This window comes from Campylobacter sp. 2457A, assembly GCF_020135895.1.
GTDB lineage: Bacteria > Campylobacterota > Campylobacteria > Campylobacterales > Campylobacteraceae > Campylobacter_D > Campylobacter_D taeniopygiae.
Genome location: NZ_JACHTO010000005.1, coordinates 22,075 through 46,059 on the forward strand (window position 1 = coordinate 22,075; position 23,985 = coordinate 46,059).

At 29.3% G+C, this 23,985-nt stretch carries 34 protein-coding genes; 20 read left to right on the top strand and 14 right to left on the bottom strand.

Features of this window, described 5'->3' with window-relative positions; translation table 11 throughout:
* Nucleotides 1–4: 4 nt before the first annotated feature.
* The 20 genes from moaA to H2280_RS02690 all read left to right on the top strand — a co-directional run bounded on the left by moaA (nt 5) and on the right by H2280_RS02690 (nt 13,262).
* Nucleotides 5–967 carry a GTP 3',8-cyclase MoaA gene (gene moaA, locus H2280_RS02595; protein WP_337195887.1) on the top strand — a complete coding sequence of 321 codons (963 nt, stop codon included), beginning with the start codon at nt 5–7 and terminating at the stop codon, nt 965–967.
* Between the two features lie 2 nt (nt 968–969).
* Complete coding sequence (locus H2280_RS02600) at nt 970–1,713, top strand: 7-carboxy-7-deazaguanine synthase QueE (RefSeq protein WP_337215584.1); 744 nt, start codon at nt 970–972, stop codon at nt 1,711–1,713.
* Nucleotides 1,710–2,291: a 6-pyruvoyl trahydropterin synthase family protein gene (locus H2280_RS02605; RefSeq protein ID WP_337215585.1), complete on the top strand. Its 582-nt coding sequence runs from the start codon at nt 1,710–1,712 to the stop codon at nt 2,289–2,291. The genes H2280_RS02600 and H2280_RS02605 overlap by 4 nt, the downstream gene beginning before the upstream one ends.
* Nucleotides 2,291–2,716 carry a cytochrome c gene (locus H2280_RS02610; RefSeq protein ID WP_337195884.1) on the top strand — a complete coding sequence of 142 codons (426 nt, stop codon included), beginning with the start codon at nt 2,291–2,293 and terminating at the stop codon, nt 2,714–2,716. The genes H2280_RS02605 and H2280_RS02610 overlap by 1 nt, the downstream gene beginning before the upstream one ends.
* 2 nt (nt 2,717–2,718) lie before the next feature.
* A complete protein-coding gene (locus tag H2280_RS02615) occupies nt 2,719–3,126 on the top strand; it encodes a hypothetical protein (RefSeq protein ID WP_137624066.1) in 408 nt (135 codons plus the stop codon).
* Between the two features lies 1 nt (nt 3,127).
* Complete coding sequence (locus H2280_RS02620) at nt 3,128–3,784, top strand: 16S rRNA (uracil(1498)-N(3))-methyltransferase (RefSeq protein ID WP_137624065.1); 657 nt, start codon at nt 3,128–3,130, stop codon at nt 3,782–3,784.
* Nucleotides 3,785–3,862: 78 nt separating this feature from the next.
* Nucleotides 3,863–4,063 (top strand): 50S ribosomal protein L31, encoded by a 201-nt coding sequence (gene rpmE, locus H2280_RS02625; RefSeq protein WP_137624064.1) that lies wholly within the window; start codon nt 3,863–3,865, stop codon nt 4,061–4,063.
* A 2-nt stretch (nt 4,064–4,065) separates the two neighbouring features.
* On the top strand, nt 4,066–4,890 hold the full coding sequence (rsmI, locus tag H2280_RS02630) for a 16S rRNA (cytidine(1402)-2'-O)-methyltransferase (RefSeq protein ID WP_337215586.1): 825 nt from the start codon (nt 4,066–4,068) through the stop codon (nt 4,888–4,890).
* Nucleotides 4,891–4,904: 14 nt separating this feature from the next.
* Nucleotides 4,905–5,588 (top strand): 23S rRNA (guanosine(2251)-2'-O)-methyltransferase RlmB, encoded by a 684-nt coding sequence (gene rlmB, locus H2280_RS02635; protein WP_137624062.1) that lies wholly within the window; start codon nt 4,905–4,907, stop codon nt 5,586–5,588.
* Nucleotides 5,581–6,531, top strand: a complete 951-nt coding sequence (locus tag H2280_RS02640) for a hypothetical protein (RefSeq protein ID WP_337215587.1) — start codon at nt 5,581–5,583, stop codon at nt 6,529–6,531. The genes rlmB and H2280_RS02640 overlap by 8 nt, the downstream gene beginning before the upstream one ends.
* A complete protein-coding gene (locus tag H2280_RS02645) occupies nt 6,525–7,331 on the top strand; it encodes a hypothetical protein (RefSeq protein WP_137624060.1) in 807 nt (268 codons plus the stop codon). The genes H2280_RS02640 and H2280_RS02645 overlap by 7 nt, the downstream gene beginning before the upstream one ends.
* A gap of 9 nt (nt 7,332–7,340) precedes the next feature.
* Entirely contained in the window at nt 7,341–8,543 is a 1,203-nt protein-coding gene (locus tag H2280_RS02650; protein WP_337215588.1) for an LL-diaminopimelate aminotransferase, read from the top strand.
* A 2-nt stretch (nt 8,544–8,545) separates the two neighbouring features.
* Complete coding sequence (locus tag H2280_RS02655; RefSeq protein WP_337215589.1) at nt 8,546–9,793, top strand: homoserine dehydrogenase; 1,248 nt, start codon at nt 8,546–8,548, stop codon at nt 9,791–9,793.
* Nucleotides 9,794–10,132, top strand: coding sequence for a YraN family protein (locus H2280_RS02660; protein WP_337215590.1), 339 nt, complete (start codon nt 9,794–9,796; stop codon nt 10,130–10,132).
* Between the two features lie 53 nt (nt 10,133–10,185).
* On the top strand, nt 10,186–10,500 hold the full coding sequence (gene trxA, locus H2280_RS02665) for a thioredoxin (protein ID WP_137624056.1): 315 nt from the start codon (nt 10,186–10,188) through the stop codon (nt 10,498–10,500).
* Between the two features lie 130 nt (nt 10,501–10,630).
* Nucleotides 10,631–11,569, top strand: coding sequence for a thioredoxin-disulfide reductase (gene trxB, locus H2280_RS02670; RefSeq protein ID WP_337215591.1), 939 nt, complete (start codon nt 10,631–10,633; stop codon nt 11,567–11,569).
* Between the two features lie 322 nt (nt 11,570–11,891).
* Complete coding sequence (locus H2280_RS02675) at nt 11,892–12,098, top strand: YqaE/Pmp3 family membrane protein (protein ID WP_337203512.1); 207 nt, start codon at nt 11,892–11,894, stop codon at nt 12,096–12,098.
* A complete protein-coding gene (bamE, locus tag H2280_RS02680) occupies nt 12,095–12,418 on the top strand; it encodes an outer membrane protein assembly factor BamE domain-containing protein (protein ID WP_337215592.1) in 324 nt (107 codons plus the stop codon). Before H2280_RS02675 ends, bamE begins: the two co-directional genes overlap by 4 nt.
* A 209-nt stretch (nt 12,419–12,627) precedes the next feature.
* Nucleotides 12,628–13,050, top strand: coding sequence for a hypothetical protein (locus tag H2280_RS02685; protein ID WP_337215593.1), 423 nt, complete (start codon nt 12,628–12,630; stop codon nt 13,048–13,050).
* 17 nt (nt 13,051–13,067) lie between these two features.
* Nucleotides 13,068–13,262: a hypothetical protein gene (locus tag H2280_RS02690; protein WP_337215594.1), complete on the top strand. Its 195-nt coding sequence runs from the start codon at nt 13,068–13,070 to the stop codon at nt 13,260–13,262.
* 152 nt (nt 13,263–13,414) lie between these two features.
* On the opposite strand, the gene H2280_RS02695 is transcribed toward H2280_RS02690, so the two are convergent.
* The 14 genes from H2280_RS02695 to H2280_RS02760 all read right to left on the bottom strand — a co-directional run bounded on the left by H2280_RS02695 (nt 13,415) and on the right by H2280_RS02760 (nt 23,983).
* On the bottom strand, nt 13,415–14,872 hold the full coding sequence (locus H2280_RS02695; RefSeq protein WP_337215595.1) for a DASS family sodium-coupled anion symporter: 1,458 nt from the start codon (nt 14,870–14,872) through the stop codon (nt 13,415–13,417).
* A 106-nt stretch (nt 14,873–14,978) separates the two neighbouring features.
* Nucleotides 14,979–15,383: an rRNA maturation RNase YbeY gene (gene ybeY / locus H2280_RS02700; RefSeq protein WP_337215596.1), complete on the bottom strand. Its 405-nt coding sequence runs from the start codon at nt 15,381–15,383 to the stop codon at nt 14,979–14,981.
* The gene (gene recO / locus H2280_RS02705) at nt 15,380–15,994 is read right to left on the bottom strand and encodes a recombination protein RecO (RefSeq protein ID WP_337215597.1); all 615 of its coding nucleotides are present in this window, start codon (nt 15,992–15,994) and stop codon (nt 15,380–15,382) included. The genes ybeY and recO overlap by 4 nt, the downstream gene beginning before the upstream one ends.
* A gap of 24 nt (nt 15,995–16,018) precedes the next feature.
* Nucleotides 16,019–16,540 carry an isochorismatase family cysteine hydrolase gene (locus H2280_RS02710; RefSeq protein ID WP_337195870.1) on the bottom strand — a complete coding sequence of 174 codons (522 nt, stop codon included), beginning with the start codon at nt 16,538–16,540 and terminating at the stop codon, nt 16,019–16,021.
* A gap of 7 nt (nt 16,541–16,547) precedes the next feature.
* Nucleotides 16,548–17,303 (bottom strand): ATP-binding protein, encoded by a 756-nt coding sequence (locus H2280_RS02715; RefSeq protein WP_137624050.1) that lies wholly within the window; start codon nt 17,301–17,303, stop codon nt 16,548–16,550.
* Nucleotides 17,300–17,986, bottom strand: a complete 687-nt coding sequence (locus H2280_RS02720) for a 5'-methylthioadenosine/adenosylhomocysteine nucleosidase (RefSeq protein WP_337215598.1) — start codon at nt 17,984–17,986, stop codon at nt 17,300–17,302. Before H2280_RS02720 ends, H2280_RS02715 begins: the two co-directional genes overlap by 4 nt.
* Nucleotides 17,983–18,906, bottom strand: a complete 924-nt coding sequence (gene fabD / locus H2280_RS02725; protein WP_337215599.1) for an ACP S-malonyltransferase — start codon at nt 18,904–18,906, stop codon at nt 17,983–17,985. The genes H2280_RS02720 and fabD overlap by 4 nt, the downstream gene beginning before the upstream one ends.
* Complete coding sequence (locus H2280_RS02730; RefSeq protein ID WP_337215600.1) at nt 18,906–19,472, bottom strand: FKBP-type peptidyl-prolyl cis-trans isomerase; 567 nt, start codon at nt 19,470–19,472, stop codon at nt 18,906–18,908. Before H2280_RS02730 ends, fabD begins: the two co-directional genes overlap by 1 nt.
* Before the next feature lie 12 nt (nt 19,473–19,484).
* Complete coding sequence (locus H2280_RS02735) at nt 19,485–20,444, bottom strand: tetratricopeptide repeat protein (RefSeq protein ID WP_337215601.1); 960 nt, start codon at nt 20,442–20,444, stop codon at nt 19,485–19,487.
* Nucleotides 20,445–20,447: 3 nt separating this feature from the next.
* Nucleotides 20,448–20,945, bottom strand: a complete 498-nt coding sequence (gene pal / locus H2280_RS02740) for a peptidoglycan-associated lipoprotein Pal (RefSeq protein ID WP_137624045.1) — start codon at nt 20,943–20,945, stop codon at nt 20,448–20,450.
* Nucleotides 20,946–21,023: 78 nt separating this feature from the next.
* Entirely contained in the window at nt 21,024–22,235 is a 1,212-nt protein-coding gene (gene tolB / locus H2280_RS02745; protein ID WP_337215602.1) for a Tol-Pal system protein TolB, read from the bottom strand.
* 13 nt (nt 22,236–22,248) lie between these two features.
* Nucleotides 22,249–23,025 carry a TonB C-terminal domain-containing protein gene (locus H2280_RS02750; protein ID WP_337215625.1) on the bottom strand — a complete coding sequence of 259 codons (777 nt, stop codon included), beginning with the start codon at nt 23,023–23,025 and terminating at the stop codon, nt 22,249–22,251.
* Between the two features lie 4 nt (nt 23,026–23,029).
* Nucleotides 23,030–23,419, bottom strand: coding sequence for an ExbD/TolR family protein (locus H2280_RS02755; protein ID WP_337215603.1), 390 nt, complete (start codon nt 23,417–23,419; stop codon nt 23,030–23,032).
* A 9-nt stretch (nt 23,420–23,428) separates the two neighbouring features.
* Nucleotides 23,429–23,983, bottom strand: a complete 555-nt coding sequence (locus H2280_RS02760) for a MotA/TolQ/ExbB proton channel family protein (RefSeq protein WP_137624041.1) — start codon at nt 23,981–23,983, stop codon at nt 23,429–23,431.
* Nucleotides 23,984–23,985 lie beyond the last annotated feature (2 nt).

Consider the following 23,985-nt stretch of genomic DNA (forward strand, 5'->3'; position numbering starts at 1 on the left):
TTTAATGCTAATTGACCAATTTGGTAGAAAAATTGATTATCTTAGAATTTCGGTAACTCAGCGATGTAATTTTCGTTGTCTTTATTGTATGCCAAAAATTCCATTTAATCACCAACCTAAAGAAAATTTATTGAGTTTTGAAGAACTTTTTTTATTTGTAAAAGCAGCCATTGATGAAGGAATTGAAAAAATTCGCATTACCGGAGGTGAGCCTTTATTGCGTAAAGATTTAAGTATTTTTATTAAAATGATTCATGATTATAAAAAAGAGCTTGATTTAGCTATTACAACGAATGGATTTTTATTAAAAGACTTTGCTAAAGATCTTAAAAATGCAGGCTTAAAACGTTTAAATGTTTCACTGGATACCTTAGATGAAAAAAAGGCAAAACAATTAGCACAAAAAGATGTTTTATCAAGTGTTTTAGCTGGAATTGAAGAAGCTTTAAATGTTGGATTAAAAGTTAAGTTAAATACCGTTGCGCTTAAAAATTTAAATGATGATGAGCTTATAGCTCTTTTAGAATTTGCCAAAGCTAAAAATATACAAATTCGTTTTATAGAATTTATGGAAAATACTCATGCTTATGGAAAATTGCAAGGTTTAAAAAGAGATGAGATTATCCAAATTTTAAGCCAAAAATATGATGTAAAACTCATTAAAAAGGCGGAAAAAGCTCCAGTGAGTCTTTATAGTGCTAATGATTATGAATTTGGGATCATTGATCCACATAGTCATGAATTTTGCGATTCTTGCAATCGCATCCGTCTTAGTGCTGAAGGGCACTTAATACCTTGTCTTTATTTTGATGAAGCTTTGAGTATTAAAGAGGCAATTAGAAAAGGTGATGTAAAAGCTGCTGTGGAAATTTTACAAGAAGTATTACGTAATAAGCCTGAAAAAAATAAATGGAGTGTTGTAGATAATGAAACTTCATTGCGTGCTTTTTACCAAACCGGAGGTTAAGTTTGCAAATCGTTGAGACTTTTTTAAGCGTCCAAGGAGAGGGTAAATATAGCGGAAAGTTAGCTATTTTTGTCCGTTTTGCAGGTTGTAATTTTAATTGCAGCGGTTTTGGGGTTGAAATCAAAAAAGATGGAAAAATTCTTAAAGGTTGCGATACCATAAGGGCTGTTTTTACTCAAGAATTCAAAGAAAAATATAAAAATCTAAGTGCGGATGAAATTTTTAATCAAATAATAAAACTTAAAGATAAATTTAATCCTATAGTTGTAATTACTGGCGGAGAGCCTTTGATCCATCATCAAAATTCTGAATTCATTATTTTGATCAAATCCTTATTAAAAGCGAATTTTGAAATTCATTTTGAAAGCAATGGTAGTATAGAGATTGATTTTTCAAAATATCCTTTTTATAAAGAATGTATTTTTGCCTTAAGTGTTAAATTGGAAAATAGCGGAGTAGATCGTAATAAGCGTTTAAATTTTAAAGCTCTTAAATCATTTAAAGATAATGCTAAAGATAGTTTTTATAAATTTGTATTAGATGCAAATACGCTAAATAACTCTTTGGAAGAAATTTTAGAAATTTTGAAAGAGGCTCCTAATGAAGTTTTTTGTATGCCTATGGGGGAAAATCAGATGAATTTAGACAAAAATGCAAAAAAAATTGCTGAATTTTGTATTAAGAATGGATATAATTATTCTGATAGAATTCATATTCGTTTATGGAATGATAAAGAGAGTGTATGATTATTAGAAAATTATTTGAATTTGAAAACGCCCATATTGTTAGATTTTGTTCTTCAAAACGTTGTAAAAGTAGCATACATGGACATTCTTACAAGGTTGAAGTTTTGCTTGAAAGTCGATATTTAGATAATGCAGGAATGGTTTATGATTTTGGGCTTTTAAAAACTTATATACGCCAGATTATTGATAGTTTTGATCATGCTATTACACTTTTTAATCAAGATGATCAATCTTATTTACAAGAAATGAAAAAATATTCTCAAAGATGGATTACTTTACCTGTTAATGTGAGTGCGGAAAATTTTTGTCGCGTGTTTTTTATACTCATTGATGCTTTGCTTAAGCAAACAAAGATGGTTAATGGAGAACAAGGTGTGAATTTGCAAAGTATTATAGTTCATGAAACAAGAACAGGTTACGCTCAAGCTTTTAAAGACGATGCTTATTCAGATATTTTGCCAAAAATTTCTCTTGATGATATTGAATTTTCACCAGCCATTAAAGCAGAATGGAATGATATAGATTTTTATGATAAATTAAAAAATTTGCATATTTTTACAAATCCTAAGGAGATCTAATGGGCAAAATTTTAACTATTTTTATAAGTTTTTTTATCGTTTTATCGATCAGTGCTTGCGGTGATAATGATGAGTTAAATTCTAAAAAACAAAATTCTACAGAAGATAAAGTTGAGCTAGAAAAAAGCGATGAATCAACCCAATTAAGTGATACAAATTTACCTTTGCCTGTGGATGATGAATCAGATAATTTTAATACATCCTATAATGCAAATTCTAGTGTTATAGGTTCTTTATATAAACAAAAATGTGCTAGTTGTCATGGAGAAAAAGGAGAATTAAGGCCTAAAAAAAGTGTAGCTATTAGAAATTTAAGTTTTGAGAATTGGACTTTGAAAATTCAAAAATTAAAAGATGATTCTCATGCTTTTTTAACAAAAGAACAAAGCGATAATTTAGCAAAATATATCATTAAGGTAAAATAATCATGGAACAAAGTTATCATTTTTTTCTAGCCTTACATCTTTATAGTCTATATGCGAGTGGTTTTTTGATGTTTTTTTACTTGATTTTAACTCAAGGCAATTTTAAAACAGAATTCATTTTTATCCGTAGAATTAGATTATTTTTACCTATATATAATACTTTTTTAGCTTTTATGCTTTTTACAGGCCTTTTGCTTTTAGCTATGAAAAAATTTCAAATGAATTTACATTTTTGGCTAATGATTGCATCTTGGATTTTAATTTTGGCTTTGGCAATTTTTCATTTTGTGCAGTTTAAAAAAGCTCGTAAAATAAGGCGTTATATTGCCTTTAGATGGGTGAGTTTTTTGATTTTATTTTGTGAAATGTTATTGTTATTTTTACCTTTTGTTTTAAAGAAATATTTATAAAATGCAATTTTTATATCATCAAAAAGCTGGTGAGGAAATTTTAAAATTAAAGGGTGAAGAATTTTCTCATCTGAAAGCAAGAAGGGTTAAAGAAAATGAAATATTAACCCTAAGAAATTTGGAGGATGAATTTGTATATGTTTATAAAATTTCTAATCTAGAGCGTCATTCTTGCGAGTTGCATTTTTTAAACAAGGAAAATAAAACAACGCACAAAAAATCCACTTTAAATTTAGCCTTAGCTGTGATAGATATTAAAATTTTAGAAAAAACCCTTCCTTTTTTAAATGAACTTGGGGTTGAAACTTTACATCTTGTTTTCACTGATTTTTCGCAAAGAAATTTTAAAATAGATTTAAGTCGTTTTGAAAAAATCATCGTTTCATCTTGTGAGCAATGCGGAAGAGAAAGTAAAATGAAAATACAAATTTATAATCATATAAAAGATTTTTATGAAAGATTTCCAGAAGCGGTTTTGGTTGATTTTGAAGGGGAAGTGAAGGAATTTGATTTGAATAAAATTTATTTTGTAGGCCCTGAAGGAGGATTTAGTCAAAGTGAAAAACAAATTTTTAAAGAAAAAATTGGATTAAAAGCTCCAAATATTCTTAAAAGTCAAACCGCCATTATATCAATTGCCTCAAAAATACTTCTTTAAAATTTACTTAAATTAATCTATTTTTTATATTATATTTACTATAATCACCGTTTATTGTTTTATTTTTAAGGAAAAGTTATGAAAAAAGAAATTCACCCAGAATATGTAGAATGTAAAGTTAGTTGTGCTTGTGGCAATACTTTTGTAACTAAGTCTAATAAAAATGAATTAAGAGTGGATATTTGTTCAAGTTGTCATCCTTTTTTTACAGGAAGTGAAAAAATAGTTGATGCTGCGGGTCGTGTAGAGAAATTTAAGAAAAAATACGCAATGCAATAATTATGCTCTATTTTATTCCTACCCCGATAGGAAATTTAGGCGATATATCTTTTCGTGCTTTAGAGCTTTTAAAGACTTGTGAAATTTTTTTCTGTGAAGATACAAGAGTAAGCAAGTCTTTACTTTTATCACTTTCTCATAAATTTCAAATTGATTTTAAAACTAAAAAAATGATCGCTTTTCATACTCACAATGAAAGGGAAATTTTAAAAAATCTAAATCCAGAAATTTTCTCCAAAAATGTAGCTTTTTTAAGTGATGCAGGTATGCCAGGTATTAGTGATCCAGGATATACTTTGGTTGATTTTGCTTTAAAAAATGGTATTGAATTCGAAGTTTTGCCAGGTGCAAATGCAGCTTTAGTCGCCCTTGTAAGTTCAGCTTTAAGCGAAAAAGAATTTGTTTTTATGGGTTTTTTGTCCAATAAAGGCAAAGAGCGTATAAAAGATATCCAAAGGGCTTTAAATCATCCTTATGCGAGCATCGTTTATGAATCGCCTAAGCGAATTTTATCTTTAGTGGAGCAAATTTCACTTATAGATGAAAATCGTGAAATTTTTGTAATAAAAGAAATTTCTAAAAAATTTGAAACTAAATTTAAAGGCAAGGCTAAAGAAGTTTTTGATAAATTAAAACAAGCAAATTTAAATGGAGAATGGGTGCTTGTCATCTCAAAAAATCATCAAAATTTAAATCATAATTCTTTATTGGAAAGTGATATTTTAGAACTTGATATTCCTTTAAAAGCCAAAAGCAAACTTCTAGCAAAAATTAATGGAAAAAATCCAAAAGAAATTTATGCAAAACTGCTTTTAAGTCAAAATTAGATAGAATCAAATTCATGATAGTTTATGGAAAACAAATATTTTTTTACATTTTAGAGCATCATAAGGATTTGATTAAAGAACTTTATTTGGCTAAAGAATGTGATAAAGAAATTTTTAAAAAGATTGCAAATTTTGGATTTAAAATTAAAAAACTTGATTTTAAAACAGCTCAAGCTTATGCTAGAGGCGGAAATCATCAAGGTTTTTTGCTTGATATCGAAGAATATCAATTTAAAGAATTAAATTCCTTAAAAAAAAGCGATTTTATAGCCATACTCTGTGGTATTAGCGATGTTGGAAATATAGGATCTATAGCAAGAACTGCATATGCTTTAGGTGTTGGTGGAATTGTTTTTATCGGAGAAAGATTAAATATGGAAGGAGTGATACGCACAAGCAGCGGTGCGGCTTTAGATCTTGATATCGCTTTAAATGGTGATATTTTATCGGTTATAAATGAGTTAAAGCAGGTGGGATTTAAAATTTTTGCCAGTGCAAATGGGGGAAAAGAAATTCATGACTTTAAATTTGAAAAAAACAAAAAAGCTCTCATTTTAGGAAGCGAGGGTTTAGGATTGAGTCAAAAAATAATAAATAAATGCGATGAATGCGTGGGTATAGAGATGAAACATGATTTTGATAGTCTTAATGTCAGTGCAGCTTTTGCAATACTTTGTGATAGGATGATAAATGCTTAATTGGAAAAAAATTGAAGATTTGAATTTAAAAGAAGTTGTGGATAAAACACAAATTGAACTTGATTTTTTAAATGCCTTAATTAAAAAAGATTTTTCAACTTTACATCGTTTTAATGTAAAAGGTTTTATAAAAATTTTGAGTCGAGAATATGATCTTGATTTTACTGATTTTAATGAAGAGTATGAAGCTTATTTAAATGAAAATAATTTAAATACGATTAAAAACAATAATATAAAAATTGCAACCCCAAAGCTTGATGCTTATCATCAAAAATCAACCAATTTTGGTGTTTTGATTGTGCTTTGCATTGTGGCTATTATTCTAGCTTTAGGGATTTATTATTTTGATGCAATTAAAGTTTTTTTTAAAAATGAACAAAATAATTCTAGTCCAGCAGTTGTAGATATCATAGGACAAGCACAAAACAATTTAAAATCTTTAGAAAGTAATGTAGTTATAATCGATAACAAGGCTAAAGAAAAATCAGATGAAAACACAAGTTCTGAAATTGTATCTAATGAACAAGATATTCAAGAGCAAGAACAAAATATAACTCAAAATATAACTCAAGAAACAGATGAAAATACAACGATAGAAAATAATACAACTGTCGAGGATTTCAAACCTGAAGAACAAAACACCCCGATAGAAAGTGTTAATAAAAATGCTTATTTTAAAATTTCTACTAAAACTTGGATTGGTGTTATTGAGTTACAAAAATATAAAAAAACAAGTTTTGTAAAAAGTCAAGATTTTACTCTTCCTTTGGATACCGATCAGTTGATTTTAACAGGTCCTTCTGCTTTAAGTGTTATTGATGAAAATAATAAAGAACATCAATTCCCAATAGGTAATCCTAAGCGTTTTTTGATTAAAGATGGTAAAATCAAAAGTATTTCTTTGAGTGAATTTATGAAGCTTAACAAAGGTAGAGAATGGTAAGAATAGTTTTTCTTTTTTTATTTTTTATACAGACAGCTTTTGCGGTTTCAAGTTTGGAATTGGCTCAAAATTTAGTCAATGATGCCAGTAAAAATTCTCAACTCAAGCTTTTGTTTGCAAATTCTTCTTATTTAGATAATAAGGGAAATTTGGATATTGCCAAAATTTCAAGAGTTTTAAAAATTAACTCTTTGCTTAATTTAAATTTATCCAATTCTCAAACTTTAAAATTAAATTTTAGAGCTAAAGCTGATTCGGTTGTTTTTTTTAAAATTTTATCCGATGCTTTGATTGAAGGTGGATATGTTTATTTTATTCCTACGGAATTAATTTTACATGAGGGAAATATCGATTATACAGTGCAAGTTGATTCTCAATATATATTAGATCCAGGAACTTTGTACAGATTATTGAAAAAAAATTCAGTTTATATAGATAATATCAAACAAATAGGACCTTATTTTTATCAATATGATTTAAATTTTGATAATGCAAAATTAGACACTAATGTCAATATCGCTTTAAATTCTTTAACTGTTTTGGAAAGACCTCTTAAGGATTATATTTTCACAACCAAAAATGCTTCTAAACTAATTATAGATGCAAATGATGCTGATTTTTGGTTCCCTAAAGTATTATTTTTGGATAAAAATCTTAATTTGATTAAAAGCATAAAAAATAATGAACAAAATAACCATTTTGAAGAATTCATTCCAAGTGGATCGGTTTATGTTATAGTGAGTGATATGTATAGTTTAGATAATATCCGCAGAGGTTTAAAAGTACTTTTGAAAAAATAAAGGAAAAAAATGTTTGATGAAATTCGTTTTAACACTATAGAAAGATTACCTAATTATGTTTTTGCTGAAGTTAATGCGATAAAAATGAATGCAAGGCGTTTAGGGAAAGATATCATCGATTTTTCTATGGGAAACCCAGATGGAAAAACTCCGCAGCATATTATTGATAAATTATGCGAAAGTGCCAACAAAGATAAAACCTCAGGATATTCTGCTTCGATTGGAATTTTTAAATTAAGATTAGCAATTTGTGATTGGTATAAAAGAAAATATAATGTTAGTCTTGATCCTGAAAGTGAAGTTGTTGCTACTATGGGTTCTAAAGAAGGATTTGTTAATCTTGCTAGAGCGGTGATTAATCCAGGTGATGTGGCTATAGTCCCAACTCCTGCTTATCCTATACACACTCAAGCTTTTATAATAGCTGGGGGCAATGTGGTTAAAATGCCTTTAGCTTATAATGAACAATTTGAATTAGATGAGGATAAATTCTTTCAAATTTTAAACACAACCTTGCAAGAAAGCGTTCCAAGACCTAAATATTTAGTCGTTAATTTTCCACATAATCCTACAACAGTTACTTGTGAAAAAAGTTTTTATGAAAGATTAGTTCAAATTGCAAAAAAAGAAAGATTTTATATTATTTCAGATATCGCCTATGCCGATTTAACATACAATTCCTACAAAACTCCTTCAATTTTAGAAATTGATGGTGCTAAGGATGTAGCTGTGGAAACTTATACCCTTTCAAAATCTTACAATATGGCCGGTTGGAGAGTTGGATTTGTCGTAGGAAATAAGCGTTTAATCAGTGCTTTGAAAAAAATTAAATCTTGGTTTGATTATGGGATGTACACTCCTATACAAGTAGCAGCAACGGTTGCATTAAATTCCGATCAAAGCTGTGTTGAAAATATCAGATTAAATTATGAAAAAAGAATGCAGGTTTTAATCGAATCTTTTTCTAATATAGGTTGGAATTTATCTAAACCTAATGCAAGTATGTTTGTTTGGGCTAAACTTCCACCTCAAAAAGCTCATTTAAAAAGTTTAGAATTTTCAAAGCAACTTTTACAAGAAGCCAATGTGGCTGTTAGTCCAGGGGTTGGCTTTGGAGAAGCGGGTGATGATTATGTGCGTATCGCTTTAATTGAAAATGAAAATCGCATACGACAAGCTGCGAGAAATATAAAAAAATATCTTAAAGAATAATAATGAAAGTAGCAATTTTAGGTTATGGAACTGTAGGTAGTGCAGTTGTTAAAACTTTATTGGAAAATCAAAAAATTATTAAGGCAAGATGTGGGCAGGATATTATTCCTGTAATTGCTTTAGCAAAAACTCCAAAAAATAATGCTTTAATTCCAGTAACAACGGATTTTAATGAAATTTTAAACCGAGATGATATCGATGTTTTTGTTGAAGTCATGGGCGGAATTGATAAACCTTTTGAACTTATAAGCGAAATTTTAAAAAAAGGAAAAAGCGTTGTAACAGCTAATAAAGCTTTATTAGCTTATCATCGTTACGAGCTTGAAAATTTGGCTAAAAATTTAGCTTTTGGATTTGAAGCTAGTGTGGCTGGCGGTATTCCGATTATTAAAGTTTTAAAAGAGGGCTTGAGCGCTAATAATATAATAGGCATAAAAGGTATTTTAAATGGAACTTGCAATTATATTTTAACTTGTATGCAGCAAGGAATGGATTTTAACAATGCCTTAAAAAAAGCCCAAGAGTTAGGTTATGCTGAATCGGATCCAAGTTTTGATATACAAGGTAAAGATGCAGCCCATAAACTTTTAATCTTAGCCAGTATCGCTTATCATCTTGATGCTAAACCTGAAGATATTTTAATCGAGGGTATTGAAAATATAGGATCTGAAGATATGTATTTTGCTAAAGAGTTTGATTTTACAATTAAGCTTTTAGGCATTGCTAAGTTAAAAAATTCTTGCGTGGAATTAAGAATTCATCCTACCATGATCAGCAAAGATAAAATCCTTTCAAAAGTAGATGGAGTGATGAATGCGGTTTCTATCGAAGGAGATTTGCTAGGAGAGAGCTTGTATTATGGAGCTGGTGCCGGAGGAATGGCAACTGCAAGTGCGGTTATTTCAGATCTTATTGATATTGCAAAAGAAAATCTTAAATCACCTATGTTAGGTTTTAGAAAAAATATCGAATTTAAACTTTTAAAACAAGAGGAAATTTATACAAAATATTATTTAAGAATTAAAGTTGAAGATAGAATAGGTGTATTGTCTGAAATCACGCAGCTTATGTCTAAAAATTTAATTTCAATAGATAGTTTTTTACAAAAATCTAAAAAAAATGAAAATCATGCTACTTTATTCTTTACTACGCATTTTACCTATGAAAAAAGTATCAAAGCTTTGCTTGAAATATTGGAAAAACAAGACTTCATTAAAGATAAACCTTTTATGATGCGTATAGAAGAATAAATGGGATTAAAAGCTTATCTTGATGGCATCAAAGGAGAAGATAAGGCTTGTATTTTTTTAAAAAGGCATAATTTTACTATTTTAGAAAGAAATTTTCACTCCAAATTTGGCGAAATTGATATTATTGCTATAAAAGATGATATATTGCATTTTATAGAAGTTAAATTCACTCAAAATAATTATGATGTTTATGAACGTTTTGATTATAATAAATATCAAAAAATCATCAAAACTATTGAAGTTTATCTTTTAAAAAAAAGATTAAATCATGATTTTCAAGTTGATCTAATTTGCATTAAGGATAATATAATAGAATTTATTCAAAATATTAGTTTTTAAGCTGATATTTAACAAAATAAATTAAAATTAGATAAAACTACGAAAGGAAAAAAATGGGAAAGTATATAGAATTAACTTCTGAAAATTTTTCACAAGTAAAAGAAGGTGTTGCTTTAGTTGACTTTTGGGCTCCTTGGTGTGGGCCTTGCAGAATGCTTGCTCCTGTGATTGATGAACTTGCAAATGATTTTGATGGAAAGGCAAAAATTTGCAAAATCAATACAGATGAACAAGGTGATTTAGCAGCAGAATACGGAGTAAGATCAATTCCTACTTTAATATTTTTTAAAAATGGAGAGGTTGTAGATCAACTTGTAGGCGCACAGTCAAAACAAGCTATTACTGATAAACTTAATTCTCTACTTTAATCTTAAAAAGCTGGCATATGCTAGCTTTTTTCAAATTTCAAATTTATACTAAATAATAATTTTTATTATCTACTATTAAGAATAATTTTTATATTATTACTGATAAAAAATAAAAATAAAAGGAAATTATATGTTAGATTTAGCAATTATAGGTGGAGGCCCTGCTGGTCTTAGTGCCGGTCTTTACGCGACTCGTGGCGGCTTAAAAAATGTAGTGATGTTTGAAAAAGGTATGCCAGGGGGGCAAATTACTTCAAGTTCGGAAATTGAAAATTATCCAGGTGTGGCACAAGTTATGGATGGGATTTCTTTTATGGCTCCTTGGAATGAACAATGTATGCGTTTTGGACTTAAACATGAAATGGTTGGTGTAGAACAAATTTTGCAAAACGATGATAAAACTTTTACGATTAAATTAGAAGGCGGAAAAACACAAACAGCAAAAGCTGTAATTGTTTGCACAGGATCAGCTCCTAAAAGAGCTGGTTTTAAGGGAGAAGATGAATTTTTTGGAAAAGGAGTGAGTACTTGCGCAACGTGTGATGGATTTTTCTACAAAAATAAAGAAGTTGCGGTTTTAGGTGGCGGTGATACGGCATTGGAAGAATCTTTATATCTTGCCAATATCTGCTCTAAAGTCTATCTTATCCATCGTAGAGATGAATTTAGAGCCGCTCCCTCCACAGTTGAAAAAGTTAAGAAAAATGAGAAAATTGAATTGATTACTAGTGCAAGTATTGATGAGGTTTATGGCGATAAAATGGGAGTGAGTGGAGTAAAAGTAAAATTAAAAGATGGCGATATTAGAGATTTAAAAGTTCCAGGAATTTTTACTTTTGTTGGTTTAAATGTAAGAAATGAAATTTTAAAGCAAGACAACGGTCAATTTTTATGTGCTATGGAAGAAGGCGGTCAAGTAAGTGTTGATCTTAAAATGCAAACAAATATCTCAGGACTTTTTGCTGCAGGGGATTTGAGAAAAGATGCTCCTAAGCAAGTCATTTGTGCTGCAGGAGATGGTGCTATAGCTGCACTTAGTGCTATGGCTTATATAGAAAGCTTGCATTAATTTTTTAGGTTAGAAAATTTCTAACCTAATTCGATAATTATAAAAATTTCCTTTCAAATATAAAAATTTATTTTAAAAAAATAATTTAAAATTTTTATATCAATACAGAAGTGTTATTTTAAATATTTAACATCATTTTAATTTCATTATTTAATAAATCAATTCATCAAATTTTATACTAAAAATTCACTGAGAAATCTAATTAATTTATTATTGAGTAATTCATATGAGAATAATTTTATATGTAATATTTTTTAATTTCAGTATAAATTAATAGGGGGGGGGGGATATAATTTTTTTGAATTTAATTTAAGGAGAAAGAATGAGACTAATCATTTGTATTTTGTTACCTTGGCTTGGTTTTTTTACCATAGGAAAACCTTTTTCTGCAATTATATGTTTTATTTTGCAAATCACTCTTATTGGCTGGATACCTGCTATGGTTTGGGCTGTATATGCTCTTAATCAATATAAAACAGATAAAAAAATTGCAAAAATTTTAAAAGAACAAGATAGGGGGAATCAATGAAGTATTTATTATATATTGTTTTAGCTTTTATTTTAAGTGCTTGTTACCAAAAAGGTTTGGAAGTTAATCAAGATAAATTAAATTCTATTGTTATAGGAAAGAGTACGCAAGAAGATGTGGAAAAAATCATAGGTTATCCTGTAAGAAAAACAAGTTTGGGTAATAAAGAGGTATGGTATTACGATTTTACTAGAATTTCTTCTCTTCCTGGATTTGATAAAGACGAAAGTACAGTTTTTGAATTTAATAAAAAAGGTATAGTGATTAAAAAATATAAAACTACAGGTTCTGAAAACTCAAATCCTTTATTAGGTAGTTAATTTAAATAAAAAATACACAACAAAGGAAGAAGTCAGAAAGAGAAGTGATCTTTACTCTAAAAGTAAAAAGGTTTTTATAGAAAAAGAAGAAATTGTCAATAAAAACAATAAATTATTTAGAGTAAAGACGCAAACATCAATAAGTCCAGATGGAGAAGAAGAAATCATCAAGACTGAAACATACCAAATTACTAGATAAAGGAAGAAAAATGAAAAAAATCTTATTTGCGATAGTTGCAGTGTTTTTTATTGCTTGTGATGGAGATAAACTTGTTAAATTTGAATACGAAAAAGGAAATAAAGAATTATTTGAAAAGGCAAATAATCTTATTAAAGAAAAATATCCTGATTCTAATTTTTACTCATGGAAATCGCTAGAAAATATTTCAAGTATCGATAATGCAAAGCAAATTTACAATAAAATTGAAAATTATGTTTATGGAAGCAAACAAGAATATTTCAAAAATGATGAAACACATTATAGTAATTATATCTTGCTAGAAAAAAATGGAAGATATAGAATTTTAGTAGTGGAATGTTCCAAAGCAAGTAAATATAAAAATCCTTTTGGATTAGTAATAAACAATCCTGAACGTTGCAATATAAATGAAATGCTAATCAGACAAAAATAAATCAATAAAGAAATAAAATGAATGAATTAGCTATTTCTGAATTGCCTTCAAATTGGATAGATACCATAAGCTATACAATAGAAAATGCAGTATCGCCTATGTTTCAAAAAATGTTTCAAGGCGTCCATAACGCTTTGTTTAGTGGAATGGGAGCTAGTATTTTTGCAATCTATTGTAATATGGCTTTTAAGATAAACGCAAAAATTTTATAGTAATTAATAAGTAAAAATAGATAAATATATTAGCTATATTTTATTATAAAAATTCTTCTAAATATTACAATTCAATCAGGCAAGATAAAATAATGAAAGAGATAAAATAATAAAACAAGTGATTTTCTCCAATTAAGGAGAAAAATTAATTTTTAATGAAAGTTAAGATGAGGCATTATAAATCCGATCCAAGGAATTCCTACAAGAAAATAAATTGCCATGTAAATTACAGCAAATATTCCACCCAGTAAGAAAAATTGAGGTCCTTTGATGTAATTACTTCCAAACCATAAAGGAGAAGAACCTGTTCCATAAGGAGTGATAATACCCATAAAGCCCATCGGTAATGTAAGTATTAGCATAACTTCTGCCGGATTTGCACCTTTAATAGAGCTAGCTAAAGATACAAAAACAGCGATAATAGCTGTAACATAAGCAGTTCCTGAAGCAAAGAAATATCTAAGCCAAGAAAATAACATCAAAAGTAAAATAGTGGCAATGAATGGTTCAAAACCTGAAAGTCTATGTCCTAAAGAATTAGCCAAATAATCCAAAAATCCGACATTTTTAAGCCCACCTGCCATTGTAACAAGGGTTGCAAACCATACAAGAGTATTCCAAGCTGGTTTATTGCCTAAAAAATCTTGCCAAGTAATTATTTTACAAGCTATCATTAAAATGATCATGATTAAAGCTGTAGTTGTGGCATTGATTTTAAAAAAGCTTGATCCAACCCAAAGCACTAATCCAATAAGGGCAATAAGAAGCATAAAAATTTGAGAAGTTGGCATCTTTCCTAGAGCTTGATATTTTTCATTTGCCCAAATAGCTATTTCTTTTGATCCTTTAACTTCTGGTGGGTATATAAAATATCCCAAAATCGGGGTAATAACAAAAAGTATTAAACCTACTGGTAAAAAGGCTAAAAACCAACTAAGCCAATCTACAACCATAACTCCATTTTTAGAGATCAAAGAGAGGGCAAGTGGGTTTGGAGCTTGACCTGTAAGAAAAATAGAACTCGTAAGACAAGAACTTGCTAGACCCATCCATACAAGATAAGCACCGATTTTTCTAGGATTTTTATCCGCATAGCTTTCAAACATAGGGGAGATATTGCTGACTATAGGATAAACCGTTCCTCCGCTTCTTGCAGCATTGCTAGGAATGAAAGGAGCTAAAACTAAATCCACTATAGCAATAGCATAACCTAAGCCTAAGGTAGATTTTCCAAGTTTTGAAACGAGATAAAGGGCTAATCTTTCGCCTAACCCTGTTTTTGAAAAACCAAGTCCTATGGTAAAAGCAGCAAAAATAAGCCAAACTACAGAATCGGAAAATCCTGATAATCCCCATTTTATTGCAACAGAATCTTTAATAATGGTTTCTATGTTATTAGAACCAACAGGTCCAACTTTAAATAAAACAGCTAGAGTAATAGCTATAATTCCGATTAATGCTGGAGCAATCGGTTCTAAAATCAAACCAATAATAAGGCCTATAAAAATACTAAAATAAAGCCAAGCATTAGAATTTAAACCTTCTGGAATTGGAATAAAATAAATAATTAATCCAACTATAAAAGGTGTCAAAAGTTTTACATAAAACATAATTATCCTTTTTAGAATATAAAAGCTAAATTATACCTTAAAAATCTTATAATTAAATTTTAAATTAATAGAATATTTATAAATAATTAAATTAAAAAATAAATTTTCAATCCATAGTTCTAATAATCAAACTCTTAGGCAATTTAAAATATTTTATAAGTTCTTCTTCTTTTTTTCGCATTTCTCCATTATCTTTTTCATGATCAAAACCTAATAAATGAAGCATGGCGTGAATAAATAACAAACTTATTTCTTCTTCATAGCTGTGTCCAAATTCTTTTGCTTTTTCTTTAGCTAGTTCTGTATTGATGACTATGGAACCTAGAGGGATATTTTCATCTATATTTTCAAGAGGGAAAGATAAAACATCAGTTGTTTTATTTTGATTTCTTTGACTTAGATTGATTTCTTGCATTTCCTGACTATCAACAAAAATAAGTTCAATATCTTTTGGGCTTAAAAAATTCGCTATTTTTTCTAAAAATTCATATTTTTCATCACTGAGTATCATAAACCTTCCTTGATTAAATTGTATAAATTTTGTATTTCTTTATCGTTAAAAATTCGACAATTTTTGTTTTCATAAAAATATTTAATTTTTTCTTCTTTAAATTCATATCCTAAGGCACAATGATTATGCGAAGGCAAAAAAGCCCTTATAAGAGTGATTTGATCTTGAATTTTTTCTTCACAAGAAAAACAAATAAAATCTTGGCGCAGCCGACCTTCAAATTCTAAAATTTTAAGATAAGCATCCACTATGACTCTTTTAGGATTTTGCTTTTCAAAGCGCTTAACACATTCTTCCAAAAGTAAAAAATAAAACTCTTCAATCGTTTCTGTATCTTTTAAATGGTTAAATAAAAGACGAATAAATTCCTGCCAAATAAACATTTTTTCTCTGTCTAAAATCCAAGAAAAATTTAAATGCAATACATCTTTAAGTCTCGGTAAAAAACTTGGATGCTCATCTAGGGAAAAATCAATTTTATATCCATTTAAAATGCTAGAATGTCTAAGTCCATAAAAACGATAAGTTTTTATGAATTTCTTTGGGCTTAAAATGGAAACAATCAAATCCTCATCTTTTACCTTTTGAGTGTGAAGTATAAAACCTTGCATTTATTAACCAAATAAGAAATTAATTTATATTATTTTAACCCCATAGGCCTTAAGTAGGCAAAAGGCTGAATGTTCTAAATCATTATCAAAGCTGGCTGTAGAATTTTGATATAAGATAATCTTAGAATTAGGATTTGCACTAAAAGCTAAGATAATGTTAAAAAATACACAAATATGTGAAACAAGGCCGCAAAAATAAATTTCTTTATATGGGTTTTGGTTGATAAAATTAGCAAATTCTAAACTACCAAAAGCATTTTTATAAAAAATTTTATGAGCTTTTTTTAAAAATGGATCAAATTCATCAGGCATTTTCCAACCAAAAGTATCTTTAATACAATGTTTTATAGGGAGGTTTAACCCTTCTTTGCTTTTTAAATAATTTTGATCATGTGTATCACAAGTGATGAGTAAATGTGTGGTATTAAAATCGATTTGATTTAGGTGATTAAGAATATTTTCTTTGATTTCTAAAGCTTTTTTAAAACCTAAGCTTCCGTTGATAAAATCATTTTGATAATCAACTATGACAAAAGCTTTTTCCATAGAGTTTTTATACTTGATTCATCCAAAAAGTTTCTGTATGTAAGTTAGAAAAGGCGGTTTTTAAGCTCGTAAAAAGTTTAGGATGTTCTTTTTCTAAATTTGCTAAAAGCTGTTTGGATTCTTCTCTTGCATGTGGAAATTTAACATTTTTTTCACTGAGTTTCATACCAGGACAAAACTCATTTCCTATAACCTGGAGTTCATTTTGTATTGCATTGTCTCTAAGTTGTCTTTCTCTAACAAAAATCAAAGGGCGTATCACTGTTATACCACGTTTGCTTTTATAGATTGGAGCTAGGGTTCTTAAGGATCCATTGTGGATGAAATTCATAAAAAAACTCTCCGCTGCATCATCTAAATGATGGCCAATAGCAAGTTTATTAAAACCTTTTTCAAGAGCATAAGTATATAAAGCTCCGCGTCGCATTCTTGAAAAATAGCTACAAAAACTAGAATTTTCCCTTATAGTATCGCCAGATACTTCGTAGATATTAGAGTCAAGAATGCTATGTTTAATACCATGTTCTTCACAATGTGCATGTAATTGAGAATAATCTTCACCCATACCATAACTTAAAGTAACAGTTTCAAGATCAAATTTGAAAGGAGCGTGAGCTTGCATACGATTTAAAAGATGTGCTAAAGCTAAAGAATCTTTGCCTCCACTTAAGCCTAAAAGAACGCGATCACCATCCTTAATAAGCCCAAATTGAGCGTTTGCTTGAGCAACTTGTCGTATAAGCTTTTTGCTGAGGTTTATCATAATTTCTCACACATTTTAAGAACAAAATTAGCCGAAATCTTCGCAGAATTAATCACAAATTCATCAAAATCGAATTCAGCTTTTTCTCCAGCTTTATCACTCATAGCTCTTAAAATAAAACAAGGTATTTTTAAAGCATCACAAACTAAAGCAACACTAGCACCTTCCATTTCACAAGCATCGGCGTTAAAAATTTCTCTTATTTTTGCTTTTTTTGCTTCATCGCAGATAAATTCATCTCCAGTTGCAATGATTCCTGATTTTAGTTTGATATTTAATTCTTTTGCAACTTCTAAAGCAAGATTATTTAACTTTTCATCTGTTTTTATAAAAATTTCATTCCCAGGAACAAAACCAAGTGGATGTCCAAAAGCGGTTATATCAAGATCATATTGAGCTAATTGCGTAGCGTAGAGTAAGTCACCTATTTCTAATTCTGGATTAAAAGCACCTGCCACACCTGTAAAAAGTAAAATTTCAGCCCCAAATTTTTCAATCATTATGCTTGCACTTAAAGTTGAATTGACTTTTCCTATTTTAGAATAAGCTAAAATAAGTTCATGATTTTTATAATTTGCTAGATAATAAGTATTGTTTGCGTATTCAATACTTTTGAATTCTTTTAAAATTTCAAGTAAAGGGGTTATTTCCTCTGGCATTGCGCCTAAAATTGCTATTTTCATTTTATAACCTTTAAAAATTCATCAATATCGCTAAAATTAGTCAAAGAATAAGTTTCCTTAGAGCTTATTTTTTTGTTTAAACCTTTAAGAATGCTTGCACCAAATTCTATAAAGCAATCGATTTCATTTTCATAATTTTTAATACTTTGTTTATAAAGAACAGGAAAAATGAGTTGAGATTTGAGTAGTTTTAATGCTTGTTCTTTATCGGTATAAATTTTTGCATTTGCATTTGAAACTACAGCTTTAAAATTTGGTTTGAGTGTTTTTTCAAGCTCAATGCAAAGTTTTGATGAAGCATTTTCAAGTAAAGGACAATGACTTGCAACACTCATGTTTAAAAGCATTGCTCTTTTTGCTCCAGCTTTTTTAAATTCATTTTCGTAACTTATAAGATCAGGTTTTAAACCTGCTACAACAATTTGACCATCGCAGTTATAGTTTGCTGCAAATATTTTTTTATTTTCTTCTTGGGCTTTTTTGCAAATTTCTTCTACGATTTGATCATCCAATCCTAAAACAACCATCATTCCTGCTTCAACTTTAGAGCAATCTTCTTGCATGAAAAATCCTCTTTTATTAACCAAAGTAAGAGTTTGCAAAAATTCTAAAGCTCCATTTACAGCCAAAGCTGAAAATTCTCCTAAAGAATGACCTAGAGAAAATACAGCTTGTAAGTCTGGTTTTTGTTCGATTAAGGCTGTATAAGCCATCAAAGAATTTAATACAATAGCAGGTTGGGTAAATTCGCTCTTATTTAACTGATCATTTTCTTCAAAAAGCAAATGTTTAAAATCAATCTTACAAAAATCACTTGCACTTTCAAGGAGTTCTTTTGCATTTTTAGAATTTTCGTAAAAGCTTTTTCCCATTCCAGCGACTTGAGATCCTTGTCCTGGAAATATAAAGGCAATATTCATTAGTGACAACCACAACCTCCGCCTCCGCCACCGCAGCAGCCACCACCTCCGTGATGATGATCGTGATCATGGTGTCCCCCGCCACATCCACAACTATGACTTCCTGCAATAATGCCTGTTAAAATTTCATCTTCGCTAGCTGGTCTAACATCTACAATATTAAGTGAAAAGAGTAAATCTCTTCCAGCATAAGGATGATTATAATCAACAACAACATCGTTTTCATTAATTTCTTTAACACTTACGCGAACGGTTTCACCATTTTCACCTTCACCAAAAAGTTCCATACCTATTTTCAAATCAATTCCGGCAAATTGCTCTTTAGGTAATGTTTGAATAGCGTTAGCATCGTATTCACCCAAACCCTTTTCTTTTTTAATTAAAACATCACTATTGCTTGGACAATCAAGCTTCATAATTTCTTCTTCTAAGCTTTCTAAAATCTGTCCTTTTCCGACTATAAAAGAAATAGGTTGAGCGTATAAATTTGATTCTAAAACTTCTTGAGTATTGGCATCTTTGAGTTCATAAAACATTGAAACAACATTATTTTTTTCTATTGACATTTTTTTCCTTTTTTATTTTCTATTTGGCGAAGCTTTTGCTTCAGGTGTATTTGGATAATTTTTCTTTAAAGCCTTGTAAAATCCATTGGCTGTTTTTGTATTACCTACTTTATCTAGTGAAATTGCAGTGTGGTATAAAAGCTTTGGAAAATAATCCCCCTTAGAGCTGATAGCAGAACTTTTTTTGTAAAAAGCAATGGCATTGTTATAATTTTTTTGTTTATATTCTACCTCTCCTAGCCAAAAATTTGCTCTTGCCGGTTTATATTTTTGTGCTATAAGATAGTTTAATTTGGTTTTGCATTCTTCATATAAATCTTTATGGAGATCTTGTATCGCTAAATCTAAAATTTCATTATTTTTCTTCTTTTTCCATGAATCATCTATAGTTTTATTTGCATCCTGAATTTGTATATTAGTTGTGATATTATCATCTTTTTTTTCATTTAAAGTATTATCAGTGTTTTTATGTGAAGTGTTTGATGAAATGTTATTTATGCTTAAATTTATATCTTTAAGTTCTTCTTTTGATACATAATTTGCATTAATAGAATCGACTAAAGAACTAAGTTCTGTTAAGATTTTTTTAAATTGCTTATTATTAGCTTCTTGAATTTTTCTACTTTCTTCAACATATTTTTTTAAATTTTGAATTTCTATGGTTAAGTTATTTTCTAGACTATCATTATTTGCTTCCAATTGGGTTAATCTAGAATTAGATTTAGCATATTGAGAATTAATACCTTCCAAAGTGCTTTGCAAACCTTCAATTCTTTCTTGCATTTCGTCAATTCTTGCGTTTGCTTGAGAATTGCTATTGCTTAAAGAATCAAGCTTTTCTTTGAGTAATCTTTCGCTTGAGCTTAGACCATAGGCACTATTGCTAGTTATATCTCCTGCACCAAAAGCTGAGTTTTCAGCATGAAGTAAAGTAGCCCCTATAAGAAGAGCTACTGAAAGTATTTTTTTCATAGATTATTTTGATAGTTTAAATTCAGCACGTCTGTTTTGTGCGTCGCAAGCTTTTGTTTTTTCTGTGCAAACTGGATTTGTTTCACCATAGCTTTTAATAGAAATTCTATCTGAATTTACTCCTTGAGCCACTAAAGCTTCTTTAACAGCTTTTGCTCTTTTTAAACCTAAAGCTTGATTATATTCATCAGTTCCCCATTCATCGCAATTACCTTCAACTGTGATATTAACTCCACTTACTTCGGTATTAAAGATATTTGCGTTGTTATTGATAACATTTTGCATATCTGGGCGAATATTAAATTTATCAAAATCAAAATATACTTTATTTAAAGTATCATTAAGTTGAGAAATTCTTGAATCAATATCCCAATTATCTCTTCCGTTTGAACCTCTGTTAGAATCTACACTAGTATCGCTACTTACGCTAGTGCTTTTTGTGCTACATCCACTAATGATCACTGCAAATGCGGCAATCGAACTAAAAAGAATTTTTTTCATTTCCGACCTTTCCAATATGAATAGATTTGAGCGTATTATATCTAAATTTTTTATTAATTGCAACTCATAATGCTAACTTCACCAATCAATAGATTGAATTTTTCCAAGCTTTAAAGGAAAATAAAAAGTTTTGTTTGCATTGACTCTTATAACACCTAAAGCACTTTGTGCGCCGAGGTATTTAATAAAAACTATACTGCCTCCATCACTAGAAAATCTAGGGAATAAATTTTTTCCATTAGCTGTAAGCTGTCTTACGTCATTGCCATTAATTGATGTTAAATAAATATTAAAAACTCCATATTGATTAGCTTCCCTACTAGAATACACTAAGAAATCCTTATAAGTAGAAACCGCTGAGTTATTTTTTCCATGAAAAACAGCTTGTTCAGCACCACTAGAACTATCTAAATTTTGTAAGAATATATTTGGATAGCCTAAACGATCGCTAACAAAAACCATCTTATCATCATTACTTCCTATAAAATTACCATTAACATCGATACCAGAATAATTTGTAAGTTGGGTTAATTTTTTACTGTTTAGATCATATAGATAAATATCAGGTTGATCTTTTGGAGCCATGGTAATAAGTAGTTTATTTCCATCTGAACTTACATCGCTAGCCACAACCATACCACCACTGGATAGAATTTTATAGGCTTTATTGGAATTTAAATTGTAGCGATAAAGTGTAGGCATATTGTTATCATAAGCTGTGTAATAAAACATAGTTTGTTCTTTATTGCCCCATTTTGGAAATAAATTTAAACCACCATCAATAAGAACTTTTTGGTACGTTAAAGTATAATCAGCCATGATTATTTGACTTCTTTTAGAACTTGAATTTCTAGCTATTAAAATTTTATGATCCATCCATTCAACTGGAGGTAAGCCTAAAGCATTAACAGAAGCTTTGATACTCTTATGTGCTAGAAAAGGATATTGTTCAATACTATTTAAAGTATAAGTTTGATTTGATTTTTCAATTCCTCCGGCTTTAATTTTAACATTTAAATTTAAGCTATTTCCATTTTGACTTAGAGTATATTCAAAAACATAATTACTTTTTTCAGCAGCATCACTTACAACATCAAAATTTGAACTCACTTTTAAATCATTGACGATTATATTATAAAAACTACGTTTTAAAGCGATATCGCTTATATTAGAATTATCTTTAACGATAATTTTTGGTAAAACTACACCTGAATTAACAACTGTAATCGTTGGATCTTCAGCCCAAAGGACACCCAAAAAGAGCAAGAAAATGGTAAAAATTTTTTTCATTTTTTCTCCTAAATTATTGTTGATTTTTTATTTCGTCTTTTAAATTCATAATTATACTTATGCTTTTATTTTGTGGAGGATAAGTTATAAATTTCCCTTTTTGACTTTCTAAAAATTCCGCCACTTTAGCATCGTATAAAGAATCACCACTTTTTTCCACTGAAGTATAACCAAATTTCCCATTTTCATCAATAAAGATTTTTACCTTTACACTGATTTCTTTATTATTAGGATAGTATTGTTTCCATCTTTGGGTAATAACACGCACAACTTTGCCTAAAAATTCATCATAAACACCCATTTTTTGAGTTTTAGTACTTTCACCTTGAGTGAGATTTTCTTCTTCTATCAAGCTATCATTAAGTTTTTTGATAAGTTCTGAAGCTTGAGGTTTAGGAGTTGTTGAACTTGCTGATTGAGCGTTTGCTTGTATTTTTGTTGTTTTTGCATCTTGTATTTCTTCTATATTGCCAAAAAGTTCATTAAAATTATTTGCTTGTTGATCTATATCTTCGGTTTTAACACTTTGGTTTGTTGTTTGTGCAAAAAGTTTATTGATATCAACTTGATCATTTGGTTTTTGTAAATTTTTTGGAGTATTTGGATTAATGGTTGTTTGTTTAGAAGGCTCTGAAAGTTCAATATCAATAAAACTATCTTTTAAATCTGTGTATTGTATGGCAGGGGCAACTTGAGTTACAAGTCTAAAAAAAACAAAAGCAATAACAATTAAATAAACCGCTAAAGCCAATAAGAAAGAATTTAAATTACTTAAGCCGTATTTTTTCATATTTTTATTCTGTTTGTAATGCAACTTTAGTAAAACCTAGGTTTTTAATACTTCTTAAGACATAAATAACATCATCATATTTTAAATTTTTATCAGCTCTGATAAAAACAGGTTCATTGGTATTAAATTGTGATTTTTTTTGTGCTAAATTATCAGCGAAACTTACAAAATTATATTTTTCTTGATTTAAGAAAATTTCTTTTTTAGAATTGATGCTTACAATTAAGCTTTTTACAGTCGGAGCACTTGTGGATTTTTGACTTCCTTGTGGAAGATTTATCTTTTCTTCATAGGTGATGCTTGGAGCTGTAACCATCAATATGGCAAGTAAAACAAGCATAATATCCACTAGAGGCGTAATATTAAGTTCTGGTTTGTGTTCTTCAAATAGCATTGTAAAGCCTTAGTGATTATTGGATAAAACTTTAATTTCACTATCAATAATGCTTAAAAGTTCAAAAGCTCTAGCTTTAATAATAAGATGAAAAGTGTAAGCAGGAATAGCAACTAAAATCCCACAACCTGTTGCAACCAAAGCCTCGCTAATTTGTGGTGCAATAATGCTTAAAGAATTTTGATTTCCAAGACCTCCAAAGGTTTCTAATATAGAAATAACCGTCCCAAAAAGACCTATAAAAGGAGAAGTTGAAGCAACAATACTAAGCCAAGTCAAGCCACCTGAAGCGCGACGAGTGGCTAAATTTTTATAAATTTCTAAGTGATTAAGACTTGTGTCGGTGCATTTTCTTAAAATAGAATCTGTGCGACTTAAATCTTTTTCTCCTAAAAGCAAAGTTTCTAAACTTTCTTTTTCTTTATTTTTCCAAGTTGCTATATAGCTGATTCTTGAAAAAAAAATAGAAAATGAAAGAATGAAATACAAAGAAAGCCAAATAAGAACTACATAGGTAATAATACTCGAATTACCAAAAAAATTAAATATTGCTTCAAAATTCATTT

Coding starts and splice junctions, on each gene's coding strand:
- moaA (WP_337195887.1), top strand. CDS start 5: ATGCTAATTGACCAATTTGGTAGAAAAATTGATTATCTTAGAATTTCG.
- H2280_RS02605 (WP_337215585.1), top strand. CDS start 1,710: ATGATTATTAGAAAATTATTTGAATTTGAAAACGCCCATATTGTTAGA.
- H2280_RS02610 (WP_337195884.1), top strand. CDS start 2,291: ATGGGCAAAATTTTAACTATTTTTATAAGTTTTTTTATCGTTTTATCG.
- H2280_RS02615 (WP_137624066.1), top strand. CDS start 2,719: ATGGAACAAAGTTATCATTTTTTTCTAGCCTTACATCTTTATAGTCTA.
- H2280_RS02620 (WP_137624065.1), top strand. CDS start 3,128: ATGCAATTTTTATATCATCAAAAAGCTGGTGAGGAAATTTTAAAATTA.
- rpmE (WP_137624064.1), top strand. CDS start 3,863: ATGAAAAAAGAAATTCACCCAGAATATGTAGAATGTAAAGTTAGTTGT.
- rsmI (WP_337215586.1), top strand. CDS start 4,066: ATGCTCTATTTTATTCCTACCCCGATAGGAAATTTAGGCGATATATCT.
- rlmB (WP_137624062.1), top strand. CDS start 4,905: ATGATAGTTTATGGAAAACAAATATTTTTTTACATTTTAGAGCATCAT.
- H2280_RS02640 (WP_337215587.1), top strand. CDS start 5,581: ATGCTTAATTGGAAAAAAATTGAAGATTTGAATTTAAAAGAAGTTGTG.
- H2280_RS02645 (WP_137624060.1), top strand. CDS start 6,525: ATGGTAAGAATAGTTTTTCTTTTTTTATTTTTTATACAGACAGCTTTT.
- H2280_RS02650 (WP_337215588.1), top strand. CDS start 7,341: ATGTTTGATGAAATTCGTTTTAACACTATAGAAAGATTACCTAATTAT.
- H2280_RS02655 (WP_337215589.1), top strand. CDS start 8,546: ATGAAAGTAGCAATTTTAGGTTATGGAACTGTAGGTAGTGCAGTTGTT.
- H2280_RS02660 (WP_337215590.1), top strand. CDS start 9,794: ATGGGATTAAAAGCTTATCTTGATGGCATCAAAGGAGAAGATAAGGCT.
- trxA (WP_137624056.1), top strand. CDS start 10,186: ATGGGAAAGTATATAGAATTAACTTCTGAAAATTTTTCACAAGTAAAA.
- trxB (WP_337215591.1), top strand. CDS start 10,631: ATGTTAGATTTAGCAATTATAGGTGGAGGCCCTGCTGGTCTTAGTGCC.
- H2280_RS02675 (WP_337203512.1), top strand. CDS start 11,892: ATGAGACTAATCATTTGTATTTTGTTACCTTGGCTTGGTTTTTTTACC.
- bamE (WP_337215592.1), top strand. CDS start 12,095: ATGAAGTATTTATTATATATTGTTTTAGCTTTTATTTTAAGTGCTTGT.
- H2280_RS02685 (WP_337215593.1), top strand. CDS start 12,628: ATGAAAAAAATCTTATTTGCGATAGTTGCAGTGTTTTTTATTGCTTGT.
- H2280_RS02690 (WP_337215594.1), top strand. CDS start 13,068: ATGAATGAATTAGCTATTTCTGAATTGCCTTCAAATTGGATAGATACC.
- H2280_RS02695 (WP_337215595.1), bottom strand. CDS start 14,872: ATGTTTTATGTAAAACTTTTGACACCTTTTATAGTTGGATTAATTATT.
- ybeY (WP_337215596.1), bottom strand. CDS start 15,383: ATGATACTCAGTGATGAAAAATATGAATTTTTAGAAAAAATAGCGAAT.
- recO (WP_337215597.1), bottom strand. CDS start 15,994: ATGCAAGGTTTTATACTTCACACTCAAAAGGTAAAAGATGAGGATTTG.
- H2280_RS02710 (WP_337195870.1), bottom strand. CDS start 16,540: ATGGAAAAAGCTTTTGTCATAGTTGATTATCAAAATGATTTTATCAAC.
- H2280_RS02715 (WP_137624050.1), bottom strand. CDS start 17,303: ATGATAAACCTCAGCAAAAAGCTTATACGACAAGTTGCTCAAGCAAAC.
- H2280_RS02720 (WP_337215598.1), bottom strand. CDS start 17,986: ATGAAAATAGCAATTTTAGGCGCAATGCCAGAGGAAATAACCCCTTTA.
- fabD (WP_337215599.1), bottom strand. CDS start 18,906: ATGAATATTGCCTTTATATTTCCAGGACAAGGATCTCAAGTCGCTGGA.
- H2280_RS02730 (WP_337215600.1), bottom strand. CDS start 19,472: ATGTCAATAGAAAAAAATAATGTTGTTTCAATGTTTTATGAACTCAAA.
- H2280_RS02735 (WP_337215601.1), bottom strand. CDS start 20,444: ATGAAAAAAATACTTTCAGTAGCTCTTCTTATAGGGGCTACTTTACTT.
- pal (WP_137624045.1), bottom strand. CDS start 20,945: ATGAAAAAAATTCTTTTTAGTTCGATTGCCGCATTTGCAGTGATCATT.
- tolB (WP_337215602.1), bottom strand. CDS start 22,235: ATGAAAAAAATTTTTACCATTTTCTTGCTCTTTTTGGGTGTCCTTTGG.
- H2280_RS02750 (WP_337215625.1), bottom strand. CDS start 23,025: ATGAAAAAATACGGCTTAAGTAATTTAAATTCTTTCTTATTGGCTTTA.
- H2280_RS02755 (WP_337215603.1), bottom strand. CDS start 23,419: ATGCTATTTGAAGAACACAAACCAGAACTTAATATTACGCCTCTAGTG.
- H2280_RS02760 (WP_137624041.1), bottom strand. CDS start 23,983: ATGAATTTTGAAGCAATATTTAATTTTTTTGGTAATTCGAGTATTATT.